This window comes from Streptomyces sp. T12, assembly GCF_028736035.1.
Lineage (GTDB): Bacteria > Actinomycetota > Actinomycetes > Streptomycetales > Streptomycetaceae > Streptomyces.
In genome coordinates, this window is the sequence record NZ_CP117866.1 from 3,554,534 (window position 1) to 3,573,264 (window position 18,731).

14 protein-coding genes are annotated in these 18,731 nt (G+C 72.7%); 13 read left to right on the forward strand and 1 reads right to left on the reverse strand.

All coding sequences use genetic code 11. The features are described from left to right. Nucleotides 1-16 precede the first annotated feature (16 nt). The 7 genes from PBV52_RS15830 to PBV52_RS15860 all read left to right on the forward strand — a co-directional run bounded on the left by PBV52_RS15830 (nt 17) and on the right by PBV52_RS15860 (nt 11,184). Complete coding sequence (locus tag PBV52_RS15830) at nt 17-1,468, forward strand: hypothetical protein (RefSeq protein ID WP_274239004.1); 1,452 nt, start codon at nt 17-19, stop codon at nt 1,466-1,468. A 14-nt stretch (nt 1,469-1,482) separates the two neighbouring features. After that, nucleotides 1,483-2,559, forward strand: a complete 1,077-nt coding sequence (locus PBV52_RS15835; protein WP_274239005.1) for a glutamate ABC transporter substrate-binding protein — start codon at nt 1,483-1,485, stop codon at nt 2,557-2,559. Between the two features lie 90 nt (nt 2,560-2,649). After that, a complete protein-coding gene (locus tag PBV52_RS15840) occupies nt 2,650-3,981 on the forward strand; it encodes a hypothetical protein (RefSeq protein WP_274239006.1) in 1,332 nt (443 codons plus the stop codon). A 19-nt stretch (nt 3,982-4,000) separates the two neighbouring features. After that, on the forward strand, nt 4,001-6,565 hold the full coding sequence (locus PBV52_RS15845) for a serine/threonine-protein kinase (RefSeq protein WP_274239007.1): 2,565 nt from the start codon (nt 4,001-4,003) through the stop codon (nt 6,563-6,565). 3 nt (nt 6,566-6,568) lie between these two features. Then, nucleotides 6,569-8,074 carry a PP2C family serine/threonine-protein phosphatase gene (locus PBV52_RS15850; RefSeq protein ID WP_274239008.1) on the forward strand — a complete coding sequence of 502 codons (1,506 nt, stop codon included), beginning with the start codon at nt 6,569-6,571 and terminating at the stop codon, nt 8,072-8,074. A 97-nt stretch (nt 8,075-8,171) separates the two neighbouring features. Continuing rightward, a complete protein-coding gene (locus PBV52_RS15855) occupies nt 8,172-9,518 on the forward strand; it encodes a VWA domain-containing protein (protein WP_274239009.1) in 1,347 nt (448 codons plus the stop codon). A gap of 103 nt (nt 9,519-9,621) precedes the next feature. After that, nucleotides 9,622-11,184: an FHA domain-containing protein gene (locus PBV52_RS15860; RefSeq protein WP_274239010.1), complete on the forward strand. Its 1,563-nt coding sequence runs from the start codon at nt 9,622-9,624 to the stop codon at nt 11,182-11,184. A 169-nt stretch (nt 11,185-11,353) separates the two neighbouring features. On the opposite strand, the gene PBV52_RS15865 is transcribed toward PBV52_RS15860, so the two are convergent. Then, nucleotides 11,354-12,349, reverse strand: coding sequence for a methyltransferase domain-containing protein (locus PBV52_RS15865; RefSeq protein WP_274239011.1), 996 nt, complete (start codon nt 12,347-12,349; stop codon nt 11,354-11,356). 109 nt (nt 12,350-12,458) lie between these two features. Between PBV52_RS15865 and PBV52_RS15870 the strand changes: the two genes are divergently transcribed. The 6 genes from PBV52_RS15870 to PBV52_RS15895 all read left to right on the forward strand — a co-directional run bounded on the left by PBV52_RS15870 (nt 12,459) and on the right by PBV52_RS15895 (nt 18,728). Further along, nucleotides 12,459-12,872 carry a globin gene (locus tag PBV52_RS15870; RefSeq protein WP_274239013.1) on the forward strand — a complete coding sequence of 138 codons (414 nt, stop codon included), beginning with the start codon at nt 12,459-12,461 and terminating at the stop codon, nt 12,870-12,872. A 207-nt stretch (nt 12,873-13,079) separates the two neighbouring features. Then, nucleotides 13,080-13,775 (forward strand): FadR/GntR family transcriptional regulator, encoded by a 696-nt coding sequence (locus PBV52_RS15875; RefSeq protein ID WP_274239014.1) that lies wholly within the window; start codon nt 13,080-13,082, stop codon nt 13,773-13,775. A 242-nt stretch (nt 13,776-14,017) separates the two neighbouring features. Beyond that, nucleotides 14,018-15,403, forward strand: a complete 1,386-nt coding sequence (locus PBV52_RS15880; RefSeq protein WP_274239016.1) for a four-carbon acid sugar kinase family protein — start codon at nt 14,018-14,020, stop codon at nt 15,401-15,403. Continuing rightward, nucleotides 15,403-16,254 (forward strand): class II fructose-bisphosphate aldolase, encoded by an 852-nt coding sequence (locus tag PBV52_RS15885; protein WP_274239017.1) that lies wholly within the window; start codon nt 15,403-15,405, stop codon nt 16,252-16,254. Before PBV52_RS15880 ends, PBV52_RS15885 begins: the two co-directional genes overlap by 1 nt. Nucleotides 16,255-16,338: 84 nt before the next feature. Further along, on the forward strand, nt 16,339-17,289 hold the full coding sequence (locus tag PBV52_RS15890; protein WP_274239018.1) for an NAD(P)-dependent oxidoreductase: 951 nt from the start codon (nt 16,339-16,341) through the stop codon (nt 17,287-17,289). After that, the gene (locus PBV52_RS15895; RefSeq protein ID WP_274239019.1) at nt 17,286-18,728 is read left to right on the forward strand and encodes an SLC13 family permease; all 1,443 of its coding nucleotides are present in this window, start codon (nt 17,286-17,288) and stop codon (nt 18,726-18,728) included. Before PBV52_RS15890 ends, PBV52_RS15895 begins: the two co-directional genes overlap by 4 nt. Nucleotides 18,729-18,731: the final 3 nt, after the last annotated feature.

Consider the following 18,731-nt stretch of genomic DNA (forward strand, 5'->3'; position numbering starts at 1 on the left):
ACGGGGGAGGTCAGCAGTGACACAGACGCCGAAGAGCAGCACGGCACCACCACCGGGACACGACCCGGCACCCGGCGCACCCACCATGCCGTCCGTACCGCCCCAGCCCGTCCGGCCCGCCACGCCCACCCCGCCTGCCGCGGGCCCCCGCCGCACCGCCTTCGCCGAGGGCTTCGACCAGCTCCGCGCGGCCGCCACCACCGAGCCCGGCCGCCTGCGGATCATCGGCGCCCTCCTCGCCCTCTTCGTCGTGGCCTTCGGTGCCGTGGCCGCCTGGCAGATGACCGAGCGGGCGACGGCCGCCGACGACGTCCTCCACCGCAGCCAGCCCCTGCCCTCGGCCGCGGCCGACATCTACGGCTCCCTGGCGGACGCCAACACCGCGGCGACCAGCGGCTATCTCGCAGGACTGCAGGAAAAGCACGCCATGCGCGAGGGCTACGAGCGAGACATCCGCACGGCGGCCTCGAAACTCGTCACCGCCGCCGCCAACTCCGAACCGGGCTCCACCTCGGCGAACACCATCGCCGAACTCAGCAGGCTGCTGCCGCAGTACAAGGGCCTGGTCGAGACGGCGAGGGCCAACAACCGCCAGGGCTACCCCGTGGGCGGCGCCTATCTGCGCGCGGCGAACGAGATGATGCAGCAGAAGATGCTGCCGGCCGCCGAGAAGCTCCACCAGACGGAGAACCAGCGCCTGCGCGACGACTACGCGGACGCGAAGTCGTTCCCCTGGGCCGCGGCCGGCCTCGGCATCCTCGCCCTGGCCGCCCTCGCCTGGGCCCAGCACCGCAACTACCAGCGCACGAACCGGGTCCTGAACCACGGCCTCGTCACCGCCACGGCCGCATCCACCGTGGTCCTGCTGTGGCTGGCCGTGGGCCACACCGTCGCGCGCGCGGGCCTGACCGACTCCTACGACCACGGCGTCCGCTCGCTGAACGTGCTGCACGAGGCCCGCATCGCCTCCCTGACCGCCCGCAGCGACGAGAACCTGAACCTGGTCCGCCGCGGCGCGGACACCAGGACGCTCGACGACGACACCGTGGTGGACGCGTACGAGTGGGGCTACGACCAGGAGATCGAACAGCTCGGCAAGGCACTGGTCCGGGCCGAGGGCCTCGCCGACGACACGGCGGGAAAGAAGCCCGTGCAGGACGCGAACGGCTTCATGAAGGTCTGGAAGGACCGCCACGGCCTCGCCCGCGCCGACAACGACTCGGGCAACTACCAGGCCGCCCGCGACCGCGTCATCGGCGCCGCGAAGGAGCCGACGAGCGTGTGCTTCGACAACATCGACAAGGCCCTGGCGGCGGCGCTCAAGCACGAGCAGAACGAGTTCAAGCAGGCCGCGAGCGACGGCCGTGACTCGCTGGCCGGCCTCCCGACCGGGGCCGCGGTCCTCGCGGTCCTGGGCGCGGCCGGCGCGGTGCTCGGCATCGGTCGCAGGCTGTCGGAGTACCGGTGAAAGGGGGCAGGACGATGCACGCACGCGACGACTCGGTTCGCCTCCGGGGCGCGGGCCGCCGGTGGCGGCGTCTGCGGACCGGCCTGCGCGGCTGGGGCGGGGTGGGCGCGATGGCGCTCGTCTGCGCCCTGGCGGTGGCCTTCGCGCTGCTGCTGCCCCTGTCCCAGCCGTACGGCGGGGACGACGGTGCGGTCATCGGCGGCCAAGGCGTCGCCCACGGCAGCCAGGTGCGGGCCGAGGACTGCGAGAACCCGCAGGACCAGAGCCTGTCGCCGTCCGGCGGCGACGGGAAGACCCCGGCCGTCGACGCCATCAAGGCCCGCAAGGACCGGCGCCTGATCGTCGGCGTCGACACCAACAGCTACCGCTGGGGCTACCTCGACCCGAACAACCCCTCCGGTGAGCTGGAGGGATTCGACATCGACCTGGTCCACCGGATCGCCCAGGACATCCTCGGCGACCGCGACGCGGTGCAGTTCAAGGCCATCCCGACCAGCCGGCGTATCGAGGCGATCCAGAAGGGCGAGGTCGACATGGTGGTCCGCACCATGACGATCAACTGCGACCGCATCGGGCAAGTCGCCTTCTCCGCCCCCTACTTCGTGACCGGTCAGCAGGTCCTGGCGCCCAAGACCTCGACGATCACCGGATACGACAAGACCCTGGCCGACAAGAAGGTGTGCTCGGCGAAGGGCTCCACCGCGTACGACAACCTGAAGGCGGGCAGGAAGAGCGGCGAGCTCCCCGGCTCCACCGACATCAGGATAATCGTCCCCAACCAGCTCGACTGCCTGGTGAAGTTGCAGCTCGGCGAGGTCGACGCGGTCGTGACCGACGGCGCGCTCGCCGCGAGTCAGGCCGCGCAGGACCCCGCGGTGGAACTCAAGGGCGGCCTGTTCACGGACGAGTACTACGGCGTGGCGATGAAACTGGGCTCCGACGATCTGGTACGCCAGGTCAACCGGACCCTGGAGAACTACGTCAAGGACGGCGGCTGGGAGACGTCGTACGAGAAGTGGCTGCATCCGACCATGGACCAGGGCGACAAGAAGTCGGCCTCGGCGACCCCGCCCGAAGCCCAGTACAAGTGACCGACCATCGACTGACGATCGACCGCCGACGAAGACTGACGAACACTGACGAAGACCACTGACGGAACACAACGCAGCGAGAGGTGATCGATGGGCGTCACGGACCCCGCCGGGCCGGTGATGGACCGGGACGAGGTGGACCGTGCGCTGGCGCGGCTCGGCGCGGAGCACGAGGCGATCGAGACCTCGCTCCTCGCCCTGCAGGACCACGCGGGCCGCAGACTTCTCGAAGGCGCCGAGCTCACGGGCGTCACCAAGGAGCGCTGGACGGCCGCGGAGGCGTCGATCACGCTGCTGTGGGCGTACTTCGACGCGTACACGGACACGTTGCGCTCCGCCCGCGAGATCCGCTCCCGCCGCCGCTGGTCCAGCCGCGACGACCTGGTGGAGCTCACGGAACTGCTGCGCGGCGAGTCCGTCACCGTGGCGGGATCGGCGGCCGCCGCGGCCAACGCCCCGACGCTGCACGGCGGTTCGGGCAAGCTCAGCGAGCAGTTCACGCTCGTCACCCTGGTCGACCGGATGAACGAGCTGTACGCGACGTCGCTGGACATGGTCGTCGCCGCCGACGCGGTCTGGTCGGCGCTGCCCGCCCGCATCGATTTACTGGCCGCGGAACTCCAGCGCACCCGCCGGCTCGCACACTCCGTCGGCGTACGCCCCGGCGAGCACCCGGCGGGTGACGACCTGGAGCGCATCACGCGCACGCTCACCAACCTGCGCGCCCAGGTGGTGTCCGACCCGCTCGCGTACTGGGTTCCCACACAAGGGAGTTCGGCACCCGGCGGCGGCAAGCCGGACACCACGGTCTACGACCGGGAGGCGCGCGCCCTGGAGGACGTACGCCGGGAGATCGACGCTGTGCTGACGGTCCGTCAGGACGCAGAGCAGCGTCTGGTCAGGCTGCGTGACGTGCTGTCCCGCGCGGACCGTACGCTCGCCGAGGCCCGCACCGCGCGCGGCGAGGTGCTGGCGAAGATCGCCGCCACGGAGGTGCCCGTCGTCAGCGGCCCGCCGACCGCGCTGCAGGAGCAGCTGGCGACGGCCGCCGAGTACCGCAGACACGCCCAGTGGCACCGCCTGTCCCCGCTCCTGGAGTCCCTGGAGCAGAGGGCGGAGGACGAACTGCTGCGCGCCCGCGAGTCGTTGACCGCGGTCACCGCGCCCCTGGCGGTCCGTGCCGAGCTGCGCGGCCGCCTCGACGCGTACAAGGCGAAGGTGGCCCGGCACGGCCTGGCGGAGGACCCGTTCCTCATCGAGCGGTACGACGCGGCCCGCCGCATGCTGTGGAGCGCCCCCTGCGACCTGCGCGTCGCCGAACAGGCGGTCCTGCGCTACCAGCATGCGGCCGCCGAACTGCTCGGCGGCCCGCGCGTGCCGGGTCCCCGCGGGCCCGAGGACCGGAGGGGGCCGGGGTCATGAGGGACAGGGGGGAGTCGTCGTGAGTCAGCCACAGCAGACCTGCCAGCGACCGGACTGCGGCGGGGCGTACGAGGACGTGGGCGGCGGCGAGCTGTACTGCGACACCTGCGGCCTCGCCCCGGTCGTCTCGGCGACCGGCACGGTCGGCTCGCCGCCCACCGGGGTGACGGCCGGCGGCAAGGACTCACGCGGCTCGGCGGGCAGCGGCAGCTCCCGCTCCACCAGCCGCGGCAGTTCGCGTACGTCGTCGCAGTCGTCGAAGTCCCGGCGCTCGGTGTCGGGACGGCTGTCACGCGCGCTGTCGGGCCGTTCCACGGGCCGCTCGGTGTCGGTGCGCAGCTCCGGCTCGACCGCCGGCTCCAGCGGCCGCGGCCGGCTCGGCGTCGGCCTGGTCCAGGTCCCGGACGTGCCGCGGCCCGACCCGCGCGCGATGGTGCTGGAGAACCCGGAGGTGCCCGAGCGCAAGCGGTTCTGCTCCCGCTCGGACTGCGGCGCGCCCGTCGGCCGGGCCCGCGGCGACCGCCCGGGCCGCACCGAGGGCTTCTGCACGAAGTGCGGCCACCCGTACTCCTTCGTCCCGAAGCTGAGGGCCGGCGACATCGTGCACGGCCAGTACGAGGTCGTGGGCTGTCTGGCGCACGGCGGCCTCGGCTGGATCTACCTCGCCGTGGACCGCGCGGTCTCCGACCGCTGGGTGGTGCTCAAGGGCCTGCTCGACACCGGCGACCAGGACGCGATGGCGGCGGCGATCTCCGAGCGGCGCTTCCTCGCGGAGATCGAGCACGCCAACATCGTGCGGATCTACAACTTCGTCGAGCACCTCGACCAGCGCACGGGCTCGCTCGACGGCTACATCGTCATGGAGTACGTGGGCGGCAAGTCCCTGAAGGAACTCGCGAATTCGCGCCGTACGCAGACCGGAAAGCGTGACCCGCTCCCCGTCGAGCAGGCGTGCGCGTACGGCATCGAGGCGCTGGAGGCCCTCGGCCACCTGCACAGCCGGAACCTCCTCTACTGCGACTTCAAGGTCGACAACGCCATCCAGACCGAGGACCAGCTCAAGCTGATCGACATGGGCGCGGTGCGCAGGATGGACGACGACGAGTCGGCCATCTACGGCACGGTGGGCTACCAGGCGCCGGAGGTCGCGGAGGTCGGCCCGTCGGTGTCGTCCGACCTCTACACCGTGGCGCGCACCCTGGCCGTGCTGACCTTCGACTTCCAGGGCTACACGAACGTCTACGTCGACTCCCTGCCCGACCCCGACCACATCGAGGTCTTCCGCCAGTACGAGTCCTTCTACCGCCTCCTGGTCCGCGCCACCGACCCCGACCCGGCCCGCCGCTTCGCCTCCGCGCAGGAGATGACGGAGCAACTGACCGGCGTCCTGCGCGAGGTGGTGTCCCTGCAGACGGGCCGGGCCAGGCCGGCGCTGTCGACCCTGTTCGGCCCCGAGGTACGGGTCACGGACACGGAGCTGTTCCCGAAGCAGGCCGGCGAGGTGTCGCGGTTGGGGGCGCGGGTCGTGCGCACCCGGAAGCAGCAGCTCTCCCTCCCCGCCGCCCACCTGCCTGCCGTCTCCGCCGCCAACCTGCCTGCCGTCTCCGCCGCCAACCTGCCTGCCGTCTCCGGCGGCATCGTCAAGGTCGTCGACGCCGCCGTCGCCGCCCTCGCGCTTCCGGTCCCCCGGGTCGACCCCTCCGACCCCAACGCCGGTTTCCTCGCGGGCCTGATGACCACCGCGCCGGCCGAGTTGCTCGGTGCCCTCGCCGCCGCTTCCGCGCCGTCGACCGAGACGCGGCTGCGACAGGTGCGGGCCTGGCTGGAGAACGGCGACGCCGGCACCGCGCACGAGGCCCTGCTGAAGCTGGAGGACGAGCGGCCCGACGACTGGCGGGTCGTCTGGTACCGGGGCGTGGCGGCGCTCGGCACCGGCGACCGCGAGGGCGCCGCGCTCGCCTTCGACGCGATCTACGACGCCTTCCCCGGCGAGCCCGCCCCCAAGCTGGCCCTCGGCCTGTGCGCGGAGGTGCTGGGCCAGCTGGACAACGCCGCCGAGTACTACCGTCTGGTGTGGTCGACCGACCCGAGCTATGTGAGCGCCGCCTTCGGTCTCGCCCGCGTCCAGCTCGCGGCCGGCGACCGCCGCAGCGCCGTGGGGACCCTGGAGTCGGTTCCGGAAAGCTCCATTCACTACACGGCCGCACGCGTGGCGGCCGTCCGCGCCCGGTTGCGTGGGCGCACGGCGGTCGCCGCTGACGTACCGTTCCTGGACGACCTGACCGCGGCCGCGGGCCAGGTCGAGGCGCTGGACGCGTACGGTCTGGACCCGGCGCGCCGGGAGCAGTTGTCGACGGAAGTCCTCGGCTGCGCGCTGGACTGGATACTCTCCGGTGGCCAGGGTTCCGCCCCTCCCGCCGCCACCGGAGGACGGACGCTGCTCGGCAGCGGCCTGGACGAGCGGGGACTGCGTTTCGGCCTGGAGCGTTCGTACCGGATGCTGGCCAGGCTCGCGCGGGGCGGCGAGGAGAGGATCGACCTGGTGGAACGTGCCAACCGTTACCGCCCCCGGACGTGGGTGTAGTTGATGTCGCAGATGCCCCAGCTGTCCGCCTGCCCGAGCTGCGAATGGCCGCTCGAGTCGGGTGACCGTTTCTGCGGTGCGTGCGGATACGACCTGTCCGCCGTGCCCGTACGGCCGGACGACAACCCGACCATCGTCATGAACGGCTCGGCGCCACCCCCTGCCACGGGTGCGCCCGGCATGGACTGGCCCGGCGCCGCCGCACCGGACGGCCCCGGCGGCCACGAACTGCCCCCGGGCACGCCCCCGCTCCCCCCGTCACCGCCGCCCGCCGCACCGGTGTCACCGACCGCGAGCGGTCCCGACGTGTCGCCGGGCTCCCCGGCCTCCGCCGCCCCCGGCCTCCCGGGTGGCGTCCCGGCCCCCGGCCACCCCGCCCCGCCCGTTTTCCCCACCGTCCCGGCCCCGGGCGGCCCCGGCGCGCCGGCCGGACCGCAGACGCCGCCCGCCACCGCGGGTCCCCCCGCCCCGACCGGCTCCCCCGTCTCCCCGGCCTCCGGAGTCCGTTTCGACCATCCTCCCGAGCCCGAGGAGTACCCCTTGCAGGCGCCCGATCCGCGCGTCGTCACCGACCTGCCCACCCCGCCCGAGGGCACCAAGGTGTGCGTGGCCTGCCGTGCGGGCCGCGTCGACCACGACGGGTACTGCGAGAACTGCGGGCACGCCCAGCCGCGTGAGCGCGACCACATGGAGCTGGACGCCGGCCTCGTCGCCGCCGTCAGCGACCGCGGTCTGCGCCACCACCGCAACGAGGACGCGTTCGCCGTCGCCTGCACCGCGCTGCCCGACGGCCGGCCCGCGGTCCTGGCGATCGTCTGCGACGGTGTGTCCTCGGCGACCCGCCCCGACGACGCCTCGATGGCCGCGTCCCGGGCGGCGAGCGAGTCGCTGCTGGCCGCCCTGCCGCGCGGCACACACCCGCAGCAGGCCATGCACGACGCGATCGTCGCCGCCGCGAACGCGGTCAACGCGCTGGCCGCCGAGCCGGCCACCGCCCGCGAGCAGGGCCCCCACCAGAACGCCCCCGCCTGCACGATCGTCGGCTCCGTGGTGACGCCCGAGCTGCTGATCGTCGGCTGGGTCGGCGACAGCCGCGTCTACTGGGTCCCGGTGGACCGCAGCACTCCCCCGGCCCGGCTCACCGAGGACGACTCCTGGGCCGCGCAGATGGTCGCCGCCGGCCTGATGAACGAGGCCGAGGCGTACGCCGACGAGCGCGCCCACGCGATCACGGGCTGGCTCGGCGCGGACGCCTACGAGTTGGAGCCGCACACCGCTTCCTTCAAGCCGGACCGTCCGGGTGTAGTGGTGGTGTGCACGGACGGGCTGTGGAACTACGCGGAGGCGGCCGACGAAATGGCCGAGGCCGTACCCCTCGACGCCGCCTCGCGCCCTCTGCACAGCGCCCAGGTGCTCGTCGGTCACGCCCTCGACGGCGGGGGCCACGACAACGTAACAGTGGCCGTCCTGCCGTTCCCGGCGCCGCCGATGGGGGCAGGATCGGCCTGAGGCCGCACCGCGGGGACGGCCTCATCGGACCGGAGGGGACCGGTCCGCCTACAGCCATGGCCCCACCACGGGGTTCTTTAGGGGGATTTGAGAACACATGGCCAATTTCTCGAAGTCGAACGTGCCGCAGTTCTCGGTGGACGTGTACCAGAACGAGTACCTGCCGGAGGGCGGTCGCGAGGTCAACGCGATCGTCACGGTGACCGCGACCGGTGGTGGCACGGTCGGAAGCGCGGTCGCGGCGCCTCACCTCTACTCGCCGGGGCAGGGCCCGTCCGCGGCCGTGGCGATCATGGTCGACTGCTCGGGCTCGATGGACTACCCGCCGACCAAGATGCGCAACGCCCGCGACGCCACGGCCGCCGCGATCGACACCCTGCGCGACGGCGTGCACTTCGCGGTGGTCGGCGGCACGCACGTGGCCAAGGAGGTCTATCCGGGGGGCGGCCGCCTGGCCGTGGCCGACGCCACCACCCGCGACCAGGCCAAGCAGGCTCTGCGCAGGCTCAGCGCGGGCGGCGGCACGGCCATCGGCACCTGGCTGCGCCTCGCCGACCACCTGCTGTCCTCGGCCGACGTCGCCATCCGGCACGGCATCCTGCTCACCGACGGCCGCAACGAACACGAGTCGCCGCAAGACCTCAAAGCCGCGCTCGACGCCTGTGCCGGACGCTTCACCTGTGACGCCCGCGGCGTGGGTACGGACTGGGAAGTGAAAGAAGTCACAGCAATCGCCTCGGCCCTGCTCGGCAGCGCCGACATCGTCGCCGACCCGGCCGGCCTGGCCGCCGACTTCACGCAGATGATGGAGACGGCGATGGGCAAGGAGGTCGCGGACGTCGCCCTGCGCGTGTGGACGCCGGTCGGCACGACCATCAAGTTCGTCAAGCAGGTCGCGCCGACGGTCGAGGAGTTGACCGAGCGTCGCACCGAAGCCGGCCCGCGCGCCGGGGACTACCCCACCGGCTCCTGGGGAGACGAGTCCCGTGACTACCACGTCTGCGTGGAGGTCCCCGCCGCCGACCTCGGCCGGGAGATGCTCGCCGCCCGGGTCTCCCTGGTCGTCCCGCAGCCTGACGGCACCGCGCAGAACCTGGGCGCCCAGGGCCTCGTACGGGCCGTGTGGACGGACGACATGGTCGCCTCGACGTCGATCAACCCCCAGGTTGCCCACTACACGGGCCAAGCCGAACTGGCACAAGCCATCCAGCAAGGTCTGGATCTGCGCAAAGCGGGGGATATGGATGGAGCAACGGCCAAACTGGGCCGGGCCGTTCAGCTCGCCAGCGCCTCCGGAAACGCGGATACGGCGAAACTCCTTGCGAAGGTGGTGGACGTGGTCGATGCCGCGGCAGGTACTGTGCGACTGAAGGCGAAGGTCGCGGAGGCCGATGAGATGACTCTCGAAACACGGTCGACAAAGACTGTTCGTGTAAAGAAGTGACTGAGAACTGACTGAGCAGGACCCTGGAAAGCAGCGAGCCTGACCCCTTGGGGTTGGAGAAATCCGGTCGAACCGGCCGGAAAGGAGAGGGGGAAGCGCCGACATGCCGACCTGCCCGAACGGACACCAGTCGGGTTCCGACGACTGGTGCGAGGTCTGCGGTCACCGCATGGCCGGTGCCGTACCTCCACCCCCTCCGCCGCCGCCCCCGCCCGGCGGTGGCTACGGCTTCCCGCCCCCCGGCGGTCCCGGTGGCCCTGGTGGCCCCGGCGGTCCGTTCGGTGGCCCGAACACCGGTCAGCCGGGTGGCCCGCCGCCCATGTCCGCCGTTCCGGAGCCGGAGCTCTGCCCGCAGTGCCGTACGCCGCGTGAGGGCGGTGCGCCGTTCTGCGAGGAGTGCCGGTGGAACTTCCTGACCAACACGGCGACGTCGTACACCCCTGCCGCCCCGCGCACCCAGGCGCCCGGCGGCCCGGGCCTGCCCTCCCACTTCCAGCAGCAGTCGGCCCCACCGCCGTCGTTCGGCGGCGGTGACTCGTACGAGTACCAGGGCTCGCGCCCGTCCCAGGTGAACCGCCCGGCGGAGCCGATCCCGCCGTTCGGCGCGGAGCCGCCGGGGCCCGGTGGCGCTGGCGGTCCTGGTCCCGGTGGGTCCGGCGGTCCCGGCGGCATGGGTCCTGGTGGACCCGGCGGTCCCGGTGGACCCGGTCCCGGCCCGGGCGGTTTCGGCGCGGGTCCCGGCGGTCCTGGCAACCCGAACCCCGGTGGTCCCGGTAGCCATGGTGGACCCGGCGGCCCGGGCGGCTTCGGCGCAGGCCCTGGCGGTCCTGGCAACCCCAACCCCGGTGGCCCCGGTGCCCCTGGCGGCCCCGGCGGCTTCGGCCCGGGCCCCGGCGGTCCCGGTGGTCCGGGAGGCAACGGCCCCTCCGGCTTCGGCGGCGACCCGTCGCGGTCGGTTCCGCCGCCGCCCGGCCCCACTCCGCCCGGCGGTCCGGGCGCGACCAGTGGTGCTCCGCAGGCGTTCCAGCAGGCCGGCCCCGGCAGCCCGCCGGCCCCGCCCGGGTTCCCGCAGGAGACTCACCGTCCTCCGCAGCAGGGCGGCCCGTCCTTCGGCGGCGGTGACGACTGGGTGATCTCGCCGCCGTCGTCGGGTCCCGGCGCTCCCGGTGGCCCCGGCCCCGCTCAGGGCGGGTACGGCTACCCGCAGCCCGGCTCGAACCAGGCCCCGCCGCCCCCCGGTCCCGGCTACCCGCAGCAGCCGACGACCTGGTCTGCGACCATCGGGCCGGACCGCGAGTACTTCATGGCGATGATGCAGCGCTCCGGCCCCGAGGCCGCGGGCCTGAACCTGCCCGCGTACTCGCCCGAGCAGCAGCGCGCCCTCACCGGCAACCAGGTCACCATCGGCCGCCGCCGCCACTCCACCGGCGACACCCCCGACATCGACCTGTCGGTGCCGCCGGAGGACCCGGGCGTCTCGCACCAGCACGCGGTCCTGGTCCAGCAGCCGGACGGCACCTGGGCGGTCGTCGACCAGAACTCGACGAACGGCACGACGGTGAACGGCTCCGAGGACCCGATCCAGCCCTTCGTGCCGGTACCGCTGCAGGACGGCGACCGGGTGCACGTGGGCGCGTGGACGACGATCACGATCCGGCGCGGCTAGGGCCTGTCGTTTGGATCAGGCCGGCTGAGAGAGACTGCGCCTCTCAACCGACCCGTGCCAGGCCCCGCGACGCCGGCATGATCCAAACGGCAGGCCCTAGGTCTCTCGATACCGGGAGGGGACGGTCGTACGGCACTTTCTCGCCGTACGACCGCCCCCTCCCGGCGTTTCAGCCGGGCAGCGCCCAGGCGTACGCCCCCTCGGGATCGTCCAGCCACGCCCACTCGTGCTCGCCGCTCACGGTGATCCCGTACCGCTCCCGCTGTGGCTGTCCCTCGCGCTCCCACAGCACGTACGCCTCCTGCGGATCGAGGCTGCCGCGGGTCAGGGCCAGCAGGAAGCGGAACAGCTCGTCGTCACGGGCCCGGCGCGGCAGTCCGCCCAGTTGCGCGCGCTCCGGCTCGGAGCGGGTCGCGCCGCGCAGCGGCACGAAGTAGGCGGGCGTGTGCAGGAAGCGCCCCTCGGCGTGCTCGGCGTCGCGTACGGCGAGGGCGATCAGGCCGGTGGCGAGCGGTGCCAGGATGCGGGCGCCGGGGCGGCACTGGGCGAGCCAGGCGCGGGGGATCGACCGCAGGGTGCAGGTCGCGATGATCCGGTCGAAGGGGGCGCGTTCGGGCACGCCGCGTGCGCCGTCGCCGGTGACGACGACGGGGTGGTATCCGGCGGCGGCCAGGTGCTGGCGGGCCGACTCGGTGATGTCCGGCTCCAGGTCGACGGTGGTGACGAGGTCGTCGTCGCCGAGCCGGTGGGCGAGGAGGGCGGCGTTGTAGCCCGTGCCCGCGCCGATCTCCAGGACCCTGTTGCCGTCCTCCACCTCCAGCGCGACCAGCATCATCGCCATCAGGGACGGCTGGCTGCTGGAGGAGAGCAGCTCGCCGTCGCGCAGCCGGGTGGCCAGCGGGATGTCCGCGTACGCACCGCGCACCCAGCGCTCGCGTGCGGCCGGGTCGGGACTCTGACCCCAGCGGCGCTCGTAGCCGCCGACGACGCCGACGTAGTAGTACGGCACGAACAGATGCCGCGGAACGGCGGCGAAGGCCTCCCGCCACACCGGGTCGTCGGCCCATGCCCCGCTCGCGTCGATCTCGCTGACCAGTGCGGCCCGCGCCGCGGCGGCGACGTCGGCGAGCTCCTCGGCGTCCCTGCCGAGATCCTGCGCGCTCATACGTCCACTGTGCTGCGGCGGGCGGCACGAGGCGAGTGCCGCGGCCGGAATCAGTGGCTCGATGCGGGTGGTCCTAGGCCTTGAGTCCTGGGCCGCCCCGTCTGAGACCATGGGTGATGTGAATGAGATTCGGCGCGGCACGCTTCAGGAGCAGACCTTCTACGAGCAGGTCGGCGGGGAGGAGACCTTCCGCCGGCTCGTCCACCGTTTCTACGAGGGTGTCGCCGAGGACCCGCTCCTGCGGCCCATGTACCCCGAGGAGGACCTGGGTCCGGCAGCGGAGCGCCTGACCTTCTTCCTGATCCAGTACTGGGGCGGCCCGACGACGTACAGCGAGAACCGCGGCCACCCCCGGCTGCGGATGCGCCACGCCCCCTTCACCGTCGACCGCGCGGCCCACGACGCCTGGCTGAAGCACATGCGGGTCGCCGTCGACGAGCTCGGCCTCTCCGAGGAGCACGAGCGGACGCTGTGGAACTACCTGACGTATGCGGCGGCGTCGATGGTGAACACGGCGGGCTGAGCCTGCGGCCCCCGCCTCCCTGGTGTAACCGAACGGAAATGCCGTACGGGTATTGACGCGCCTTCGCCCTGGTGCCATGGTTACGCACATCGAGACATCAGATGTCTGACGTCAGATATCTGAGGTTCCTGTCGAGGCCGCCGCACACACCCCGTACGGTGGCTCCGGCACCCGCCGTATCCTCATCCGCCCGCCGGAGGCCCGAAGATGTCGCTCTCCGAAGAACTCGCCGAACGCCTGCTCAGCGAGATCATCGACGGCGTCTACCTGCCGGACGCCGCCCTCCCCCCGGAGGGCGAGCTCGCCGAGCAGTCCGCCGTGAGCCGCCTGACGGTGCGCGAGGCGGTCAAGCAGCTACGGGCACAGAACGTCGTCCGGGTGGTCCGCGGGCGCGGTACCTATGTGAACCCGCCGGACCGCTGGACGGCACTGGAGCCGGTGGTGCGTGCCGCGTCCCGCTCCTCCCAGGCCTCGCTCTCCGAGCGGCTCATCGAGGCCCGGCGCCTCATCGAGAACGGTGCGACGGAACTGGCCGCGCTGCGCCGCGACGAAACCGACCTCGCGGAGCTGCGGGAACACCTCGCCACGATGCGGGAGGCCGCGGACGAGGCCGACACGGAGAAGTTCGTGCAGGCCGACATCGACTTCCACGCCACGGTGATGCGGGCGACGGGCAACCTCTTCGTCCCCCTCCTCTTCGAACCCTTCGGTCCCCTCCTGGCCAAGGGCCGCCGCGAGACCTCCGCGGTCCCCCAGATCCGCGTCAACGCCATCGCCCACCACGAGGCGGTCCTTGCGGCCCTGGAATCCGGCGACCCCGACAAGGCCCGCGAGGCGATGAACGCCCATATGAACCAGACTGCCGACGACTATCGGACGCACGTGGCGAAGCCGGCCGAGTAGCGGCGAAGCCGGCCGAGCAGCAGCGGAGCCGACCGAGCAGCAGCGAAGTCTGCCGAGCAACAAGGCACATCGGGCAGCGGCAGCCCGGTAGTCGGTGTAGCCGCGCCCACCCGGCGCACCCTTCGCTCCCTCGTTCCCTTCACCACCCACCCCTACCCTCACGCACCCTCATCCCAGGAACCGCCATGTCCCTACCCCGCCATGCCCTCCCGGAGCCCGAAGTGCTCCACAATGCCCCACCCGTGAGGAATGTCAGCCCCGCCGAGGTGGCCGCCCGTCTGCGAACGGCCCCCCGCCTGGCCGTCCTCGACGACGACCCCACCGGCACCCAGACCGTCAAGGACATCCCGGTCCTCACCACCTGGACCGTCGAGGACCTCCGCTGGGCCCTCCGCCAGAACAGCCCCGCCTTCTTCGTCCTCACCAACACCCGCAGCCTCTCCCCCCAGGACGCCGCCACCCGCAACCGCGAAGTGGCCCGCGCCCTGAACGAGGCCTCCCGGGCCGAGGAGATCCCGTACGTCATCGCCTCCCGCGGCGACTCCACCCTGCGCGGTCACTTCCCCCTCGAAACCGACGTCCTCACCGAGGAGTTGACGGCAGCAGGCGCCGCCCCCGACGGCGTCGTCCTGGTCCCCGCCTACATCGAGGCCGGACGCCTGACGGTCGACTCGACCCACTGGATGCGCACGCCGCAAGGCCTGCTCCCCGTCGGCGAGAGCGAGTTCGCGAGGGACGCCACCTTCGGCTACACCTCCTCCGCCCTCCCCGACTGGGTCGAGGAGAAGACCAAGGGCCGCACGCCCGCCGACAAGGTCCTGCGCATCACGCTCACCGACCTGCGCACCGGCGGCCCCGCCCACGTCGCCGCCCGCCTGGCCACCCTCCGCGACGGGGCCACGGCCGTCGTGGACGCGGTCTGCGACGACGACCTACGCGTCCTGACCCTCGCCCTGGCCGAGGCCGAGGAGAACGGCACCCGTCTCCTGTACCGAGTGGGCCCTTCCTTCGTCCGCGCCCGTGCGGGACAGCCCGCCCATCCCCCGCTCACCGCCGCCGAACTCCACCCCCTGCGCGCCCCCGACGCCCCGCACGGCCTGATCGTCGTCGGCTCCCACGTCTCGCTCACCACCCGCCAGCTGAACCACCTCCGCGACTCCACCGGCGACCTGGCCGAACACGAACTCGACGTCGCCCAGCTCCTCGACCCCGCGGCCCGGGGCAGGCACATCCACGAGATCGCCGACAAGGCGGCGGCCTCCCTCGCGACGGCCGACACCGTCATCCGCACCACCCGCACGGTCGTCACGGCCACCGACCCGGACGAGAGCCTGGCCATCTCCCGCAGCGTCTCCGCGGCCCTCGTCGAGACGGTCCGCCTGATCACGTCGGCCCGTCGCCCCGCGTTCGTCGTCGCGAAGGGCGGCATCACCTCCAGCGACACCGCGACCCACGGCCTGGAGATCCGCCGAGCCTGGGCCCGCGGCACCCTCCTCCCCGGCATCGTCTCCCTCTGGCAGCCCGTCGACGGTCCCGCAGCCGGCGTCCCCTACATCGTGTTCGCCGGCAACGTCGGCGGCGAGGCGGCCCTCGCCGACGCCCTGGCCCTGCTGAGGAGCGCCGCCTGATGCTGCTCACCGGACCCGAGGGCCTGAAGGCCCTGACCACGGCCTACGAAACCGGCCGCGCCCTTCCCGGATTCGTGGCGTACAACCTGGAGACCGTCCAGGGCATAGTCGCGGCGGCGGAGGCGAACCCCGCCCACCCCGTAGTGCTCCAGGCAGGCTCAAGCCCCTTCAAACACGCGGGCCGCGAACCGCTCATGCGCCTGGCCCTGGACGCGGCGGCCGACTCCCACGCCGCCCTGGGCGTCCACCTGGACCACAGCCGCGACCTGGACGAGATCACGGCCTGTCTGAAGGCCGGCTATACGTCCGTCATGGTCGACGGCTCCCACCTCCCCTTCGCCGAGAACATCGCCCTGACCAGGGAGGCGGTCCGTCGAGCTCGCGACCATGGCGCCTGGGTGGAGGCCGAGCTGGGCGCCCTCGCGGGAGACGAGGACGTGTCGACCGACGCCGACGCGGCCACGGCGGCGATGACGGACCCGGCTCAGGCCGCCGAGTTCGTGACGGAAACGGGCGTGGACGCACTGGCAGTGGCGGTGGGCAACGTCCATGGCTTCACGGCCACGCCAGTACGCCTCGACCTGGACCGCCTGTCGGCCATCCACCTCGCCGTCCCCGTCCCTCTGGTCCTCCACGGCGCCAGCGGCCTCCCCGAACACCAGCTCCTCGGTGCCCTGACCCGAGGCGTCGCCAAGATCAACGTCAACGCCGAACTGCGCCGCGCCTATCTGCAGGCGGTGAGCGCCGAACTCCCCACGGCACTCCCCGGTTCGGACGTGGTGAGCCTCTGGTCGGCAGGCCGGAACGCGGTCGCAGCCGCGGCCTCCCGAATCATCGGGCAACTCACCTAGCCCCCGAAGAGCCCCCCTCCCGACTCCGGCCTCCCCACCGGACACCGGACACACTCCACCGCTCCCCAGAAAGGCCTCCACCCCATGCACCCCCGTCCCCGCACCGCAGTGATCGGTCTGGGCGCCATGGGCCTCCCCATGGCCACCCGCCTGGCCACCCACCTCCCCGTCACCGCCTTCGACGTGGCCGAGGACCGCCTCGCCCGGCTCACCGCCGTCGGCGGCGCCACGGCCCCCACCCCGGCCGACGCCGCCCGCGACGCCGACGTCGTCCTGCTCGCCGTACGCGACCAGGCACAGGTGGACGCCGCCCTCTTCAGCAAGGGCGGCGCCGCCGAAACCCTCCGCCCCGGCAGCACGGTCATCCTCACCAGCACCGTCGGCCCGGACGCAGCCCGCGCCACGGCCGCCCGCCTCGCGGAGCAGGGTGTCCTCACCGTCGACGCCCCCGTCAGCGGCGGCCCCGTCCGGGCCGGCAACGGCGACCTGCTGATCGTCGTGGGCGCGGACGACAAGGCGCTCGACCTGGCCCGCCCGGTCCTGGACCTGCTGGCCTCCACCCTCACGGTCGTAGGGGAGAACCCCGGCGACGGCCAGTCCCTCAAGGCGATCAACCAGCTCCTCGCCGGCGTCCACATCGCCGCCGCGGCGGAGGCCGTAGCGCTGGCCCGGGGCCTCGGCCTCGACCCGCGAACGGTCGTGGACAGCCTGCGCCACGGGGCCGCGGGGTCCTTCATGTTCGGCGACCGCGGCCCGCGCATGGTCGAGACGTACGAGAGTGACGTCGCCCCCGAGGTGAAGTCCCGCCTGGACATCTTCGTGAAGGACATGGGCATCGTCACCGCCATCGCGAAGGACGCCCACGTCCCCGTCCCCCTCGCCTCCGCCGCCCAGCAGCTCTACCTCCTCGGCGAGGCCGCCGGACTGGCCGCCCAGGACGACTCCTCGGTCGTGACCGTCCTGTCCCCGAAGCCCACCACTGCCCTGTCCCCGAAGTCCACCACCGTCAACTCCTCGGCGGGAGGCCCCCGATGAGCCACTCCACCCTGCTCCTCATAGCCGCGGCAGGCGTCGCCACCCTCCTGCTCCTCATCCTGCGCGCCAAGGTCCAGCCGTTCGTCGCCCTGGTCGTCGTGTCCATCGGCGTCGCCCTCGCCGCCGGCGTCCCGGCCGCCGACCTGGTGAAGACCATCGAGGAGGGCATGGGCTCCACCCTCGGCCACATCGCCACGATCATCGCCCTGGGCGCCATGATCGGCCGGATCATCGAACTCTCCGGCGGCGCCGCGTCGTTCGCGCACTCCCTCATCGACCGCTTCGGCTCCAAGCGCACCCCGCTCGCGCTCACCGTCGCCGGCTTCGTCCTCGGCATCCCGGTCTTCTTCGAGGTCGGCCTGATCATCCTGATGCCGATCGCGTACGGCGTCGCGCGCGCCTCCCGCAAGCCGCTCCTCGTCTACGCCCTCCCGATGGGCGCGGCCATGCTCACCGTGCACGCCTTCCTGCCGCCGCACCCCGGCGCGGTCGCCGTCACCCAGGCCATCGGCGCCGACCAGGGCCTGGTCCTCCTCCTGGGCATCCCGGTCACCGCGCTCGTGGTCCTGCTCGGCTACCTGATCTCCCGCCGTATGACCCGCCGCGAGTACCCGATGGACCCGGCCGTGTGCGCGGAGGTCTACGGCGAGGAGCCCGCCGCCCCCGAGGCGTCCTCGGCTCCCTCCGTTCCTGCGGCAGACGACGGCCACGGCACCGCCGTACTCACCAAGCCCGCGCGGACGACGACCACGGACCCGGCGCTGCGCCCGCCCTCCTTCGGCATGGTCCTCGCCCTGATCGTCACCCCGATCCTGCTGATCCTGGCCGGCACCCTCAGTCAGAACCTCCTCACCGAAGGCTCGACCTTCCGCGCCGTCCTCACCGTTCTCGGCGCCCCGATGGTCGCCCTGCTCATCGACGTGGCGCTGTGCGCCTGGCTCCTCGGTGCCCGCCGCGGCTGGGACCGCACGCACATCGCGAACGTGATGGGCTCGGCCCTCCCCTCCGTCGCGATGGTGATCCTCGTGGCGGGCGCGGGCGGCGTCTTCGGCAAGGTGCTGGTGGCGAGCGGCATCGGCGACGCGATCGCCGACGTACTGGACAGGACCGGTCTCCCGGCGCTCCTCCTGGCCTTTCTGACGGCGCTGGCCCTGCGCGCCGCCCAGGGCTCGACGACGGTGGCCCTGATCACGACGGCGGGCATCCTCACGCCGCTGCTCCAGCGCGCGGACCTGTCGACCGCCCAGCTCTCCCTGGTCGCGCTGGCGATGGGCGCGGGCGGGCTGGCCGTGTCGCACATCAACGACGCGGGCTACTGGATGTTCACCAAGCTGGCCGGCCTCGACGTGGCGAGCGGCCTGCGCACCTGGACGGTCCTGACGACCACGATGGGTGTCATCGGCTTCGGCCTGACGGCCGCGCTGTGGCCCCTGGTGTGACCG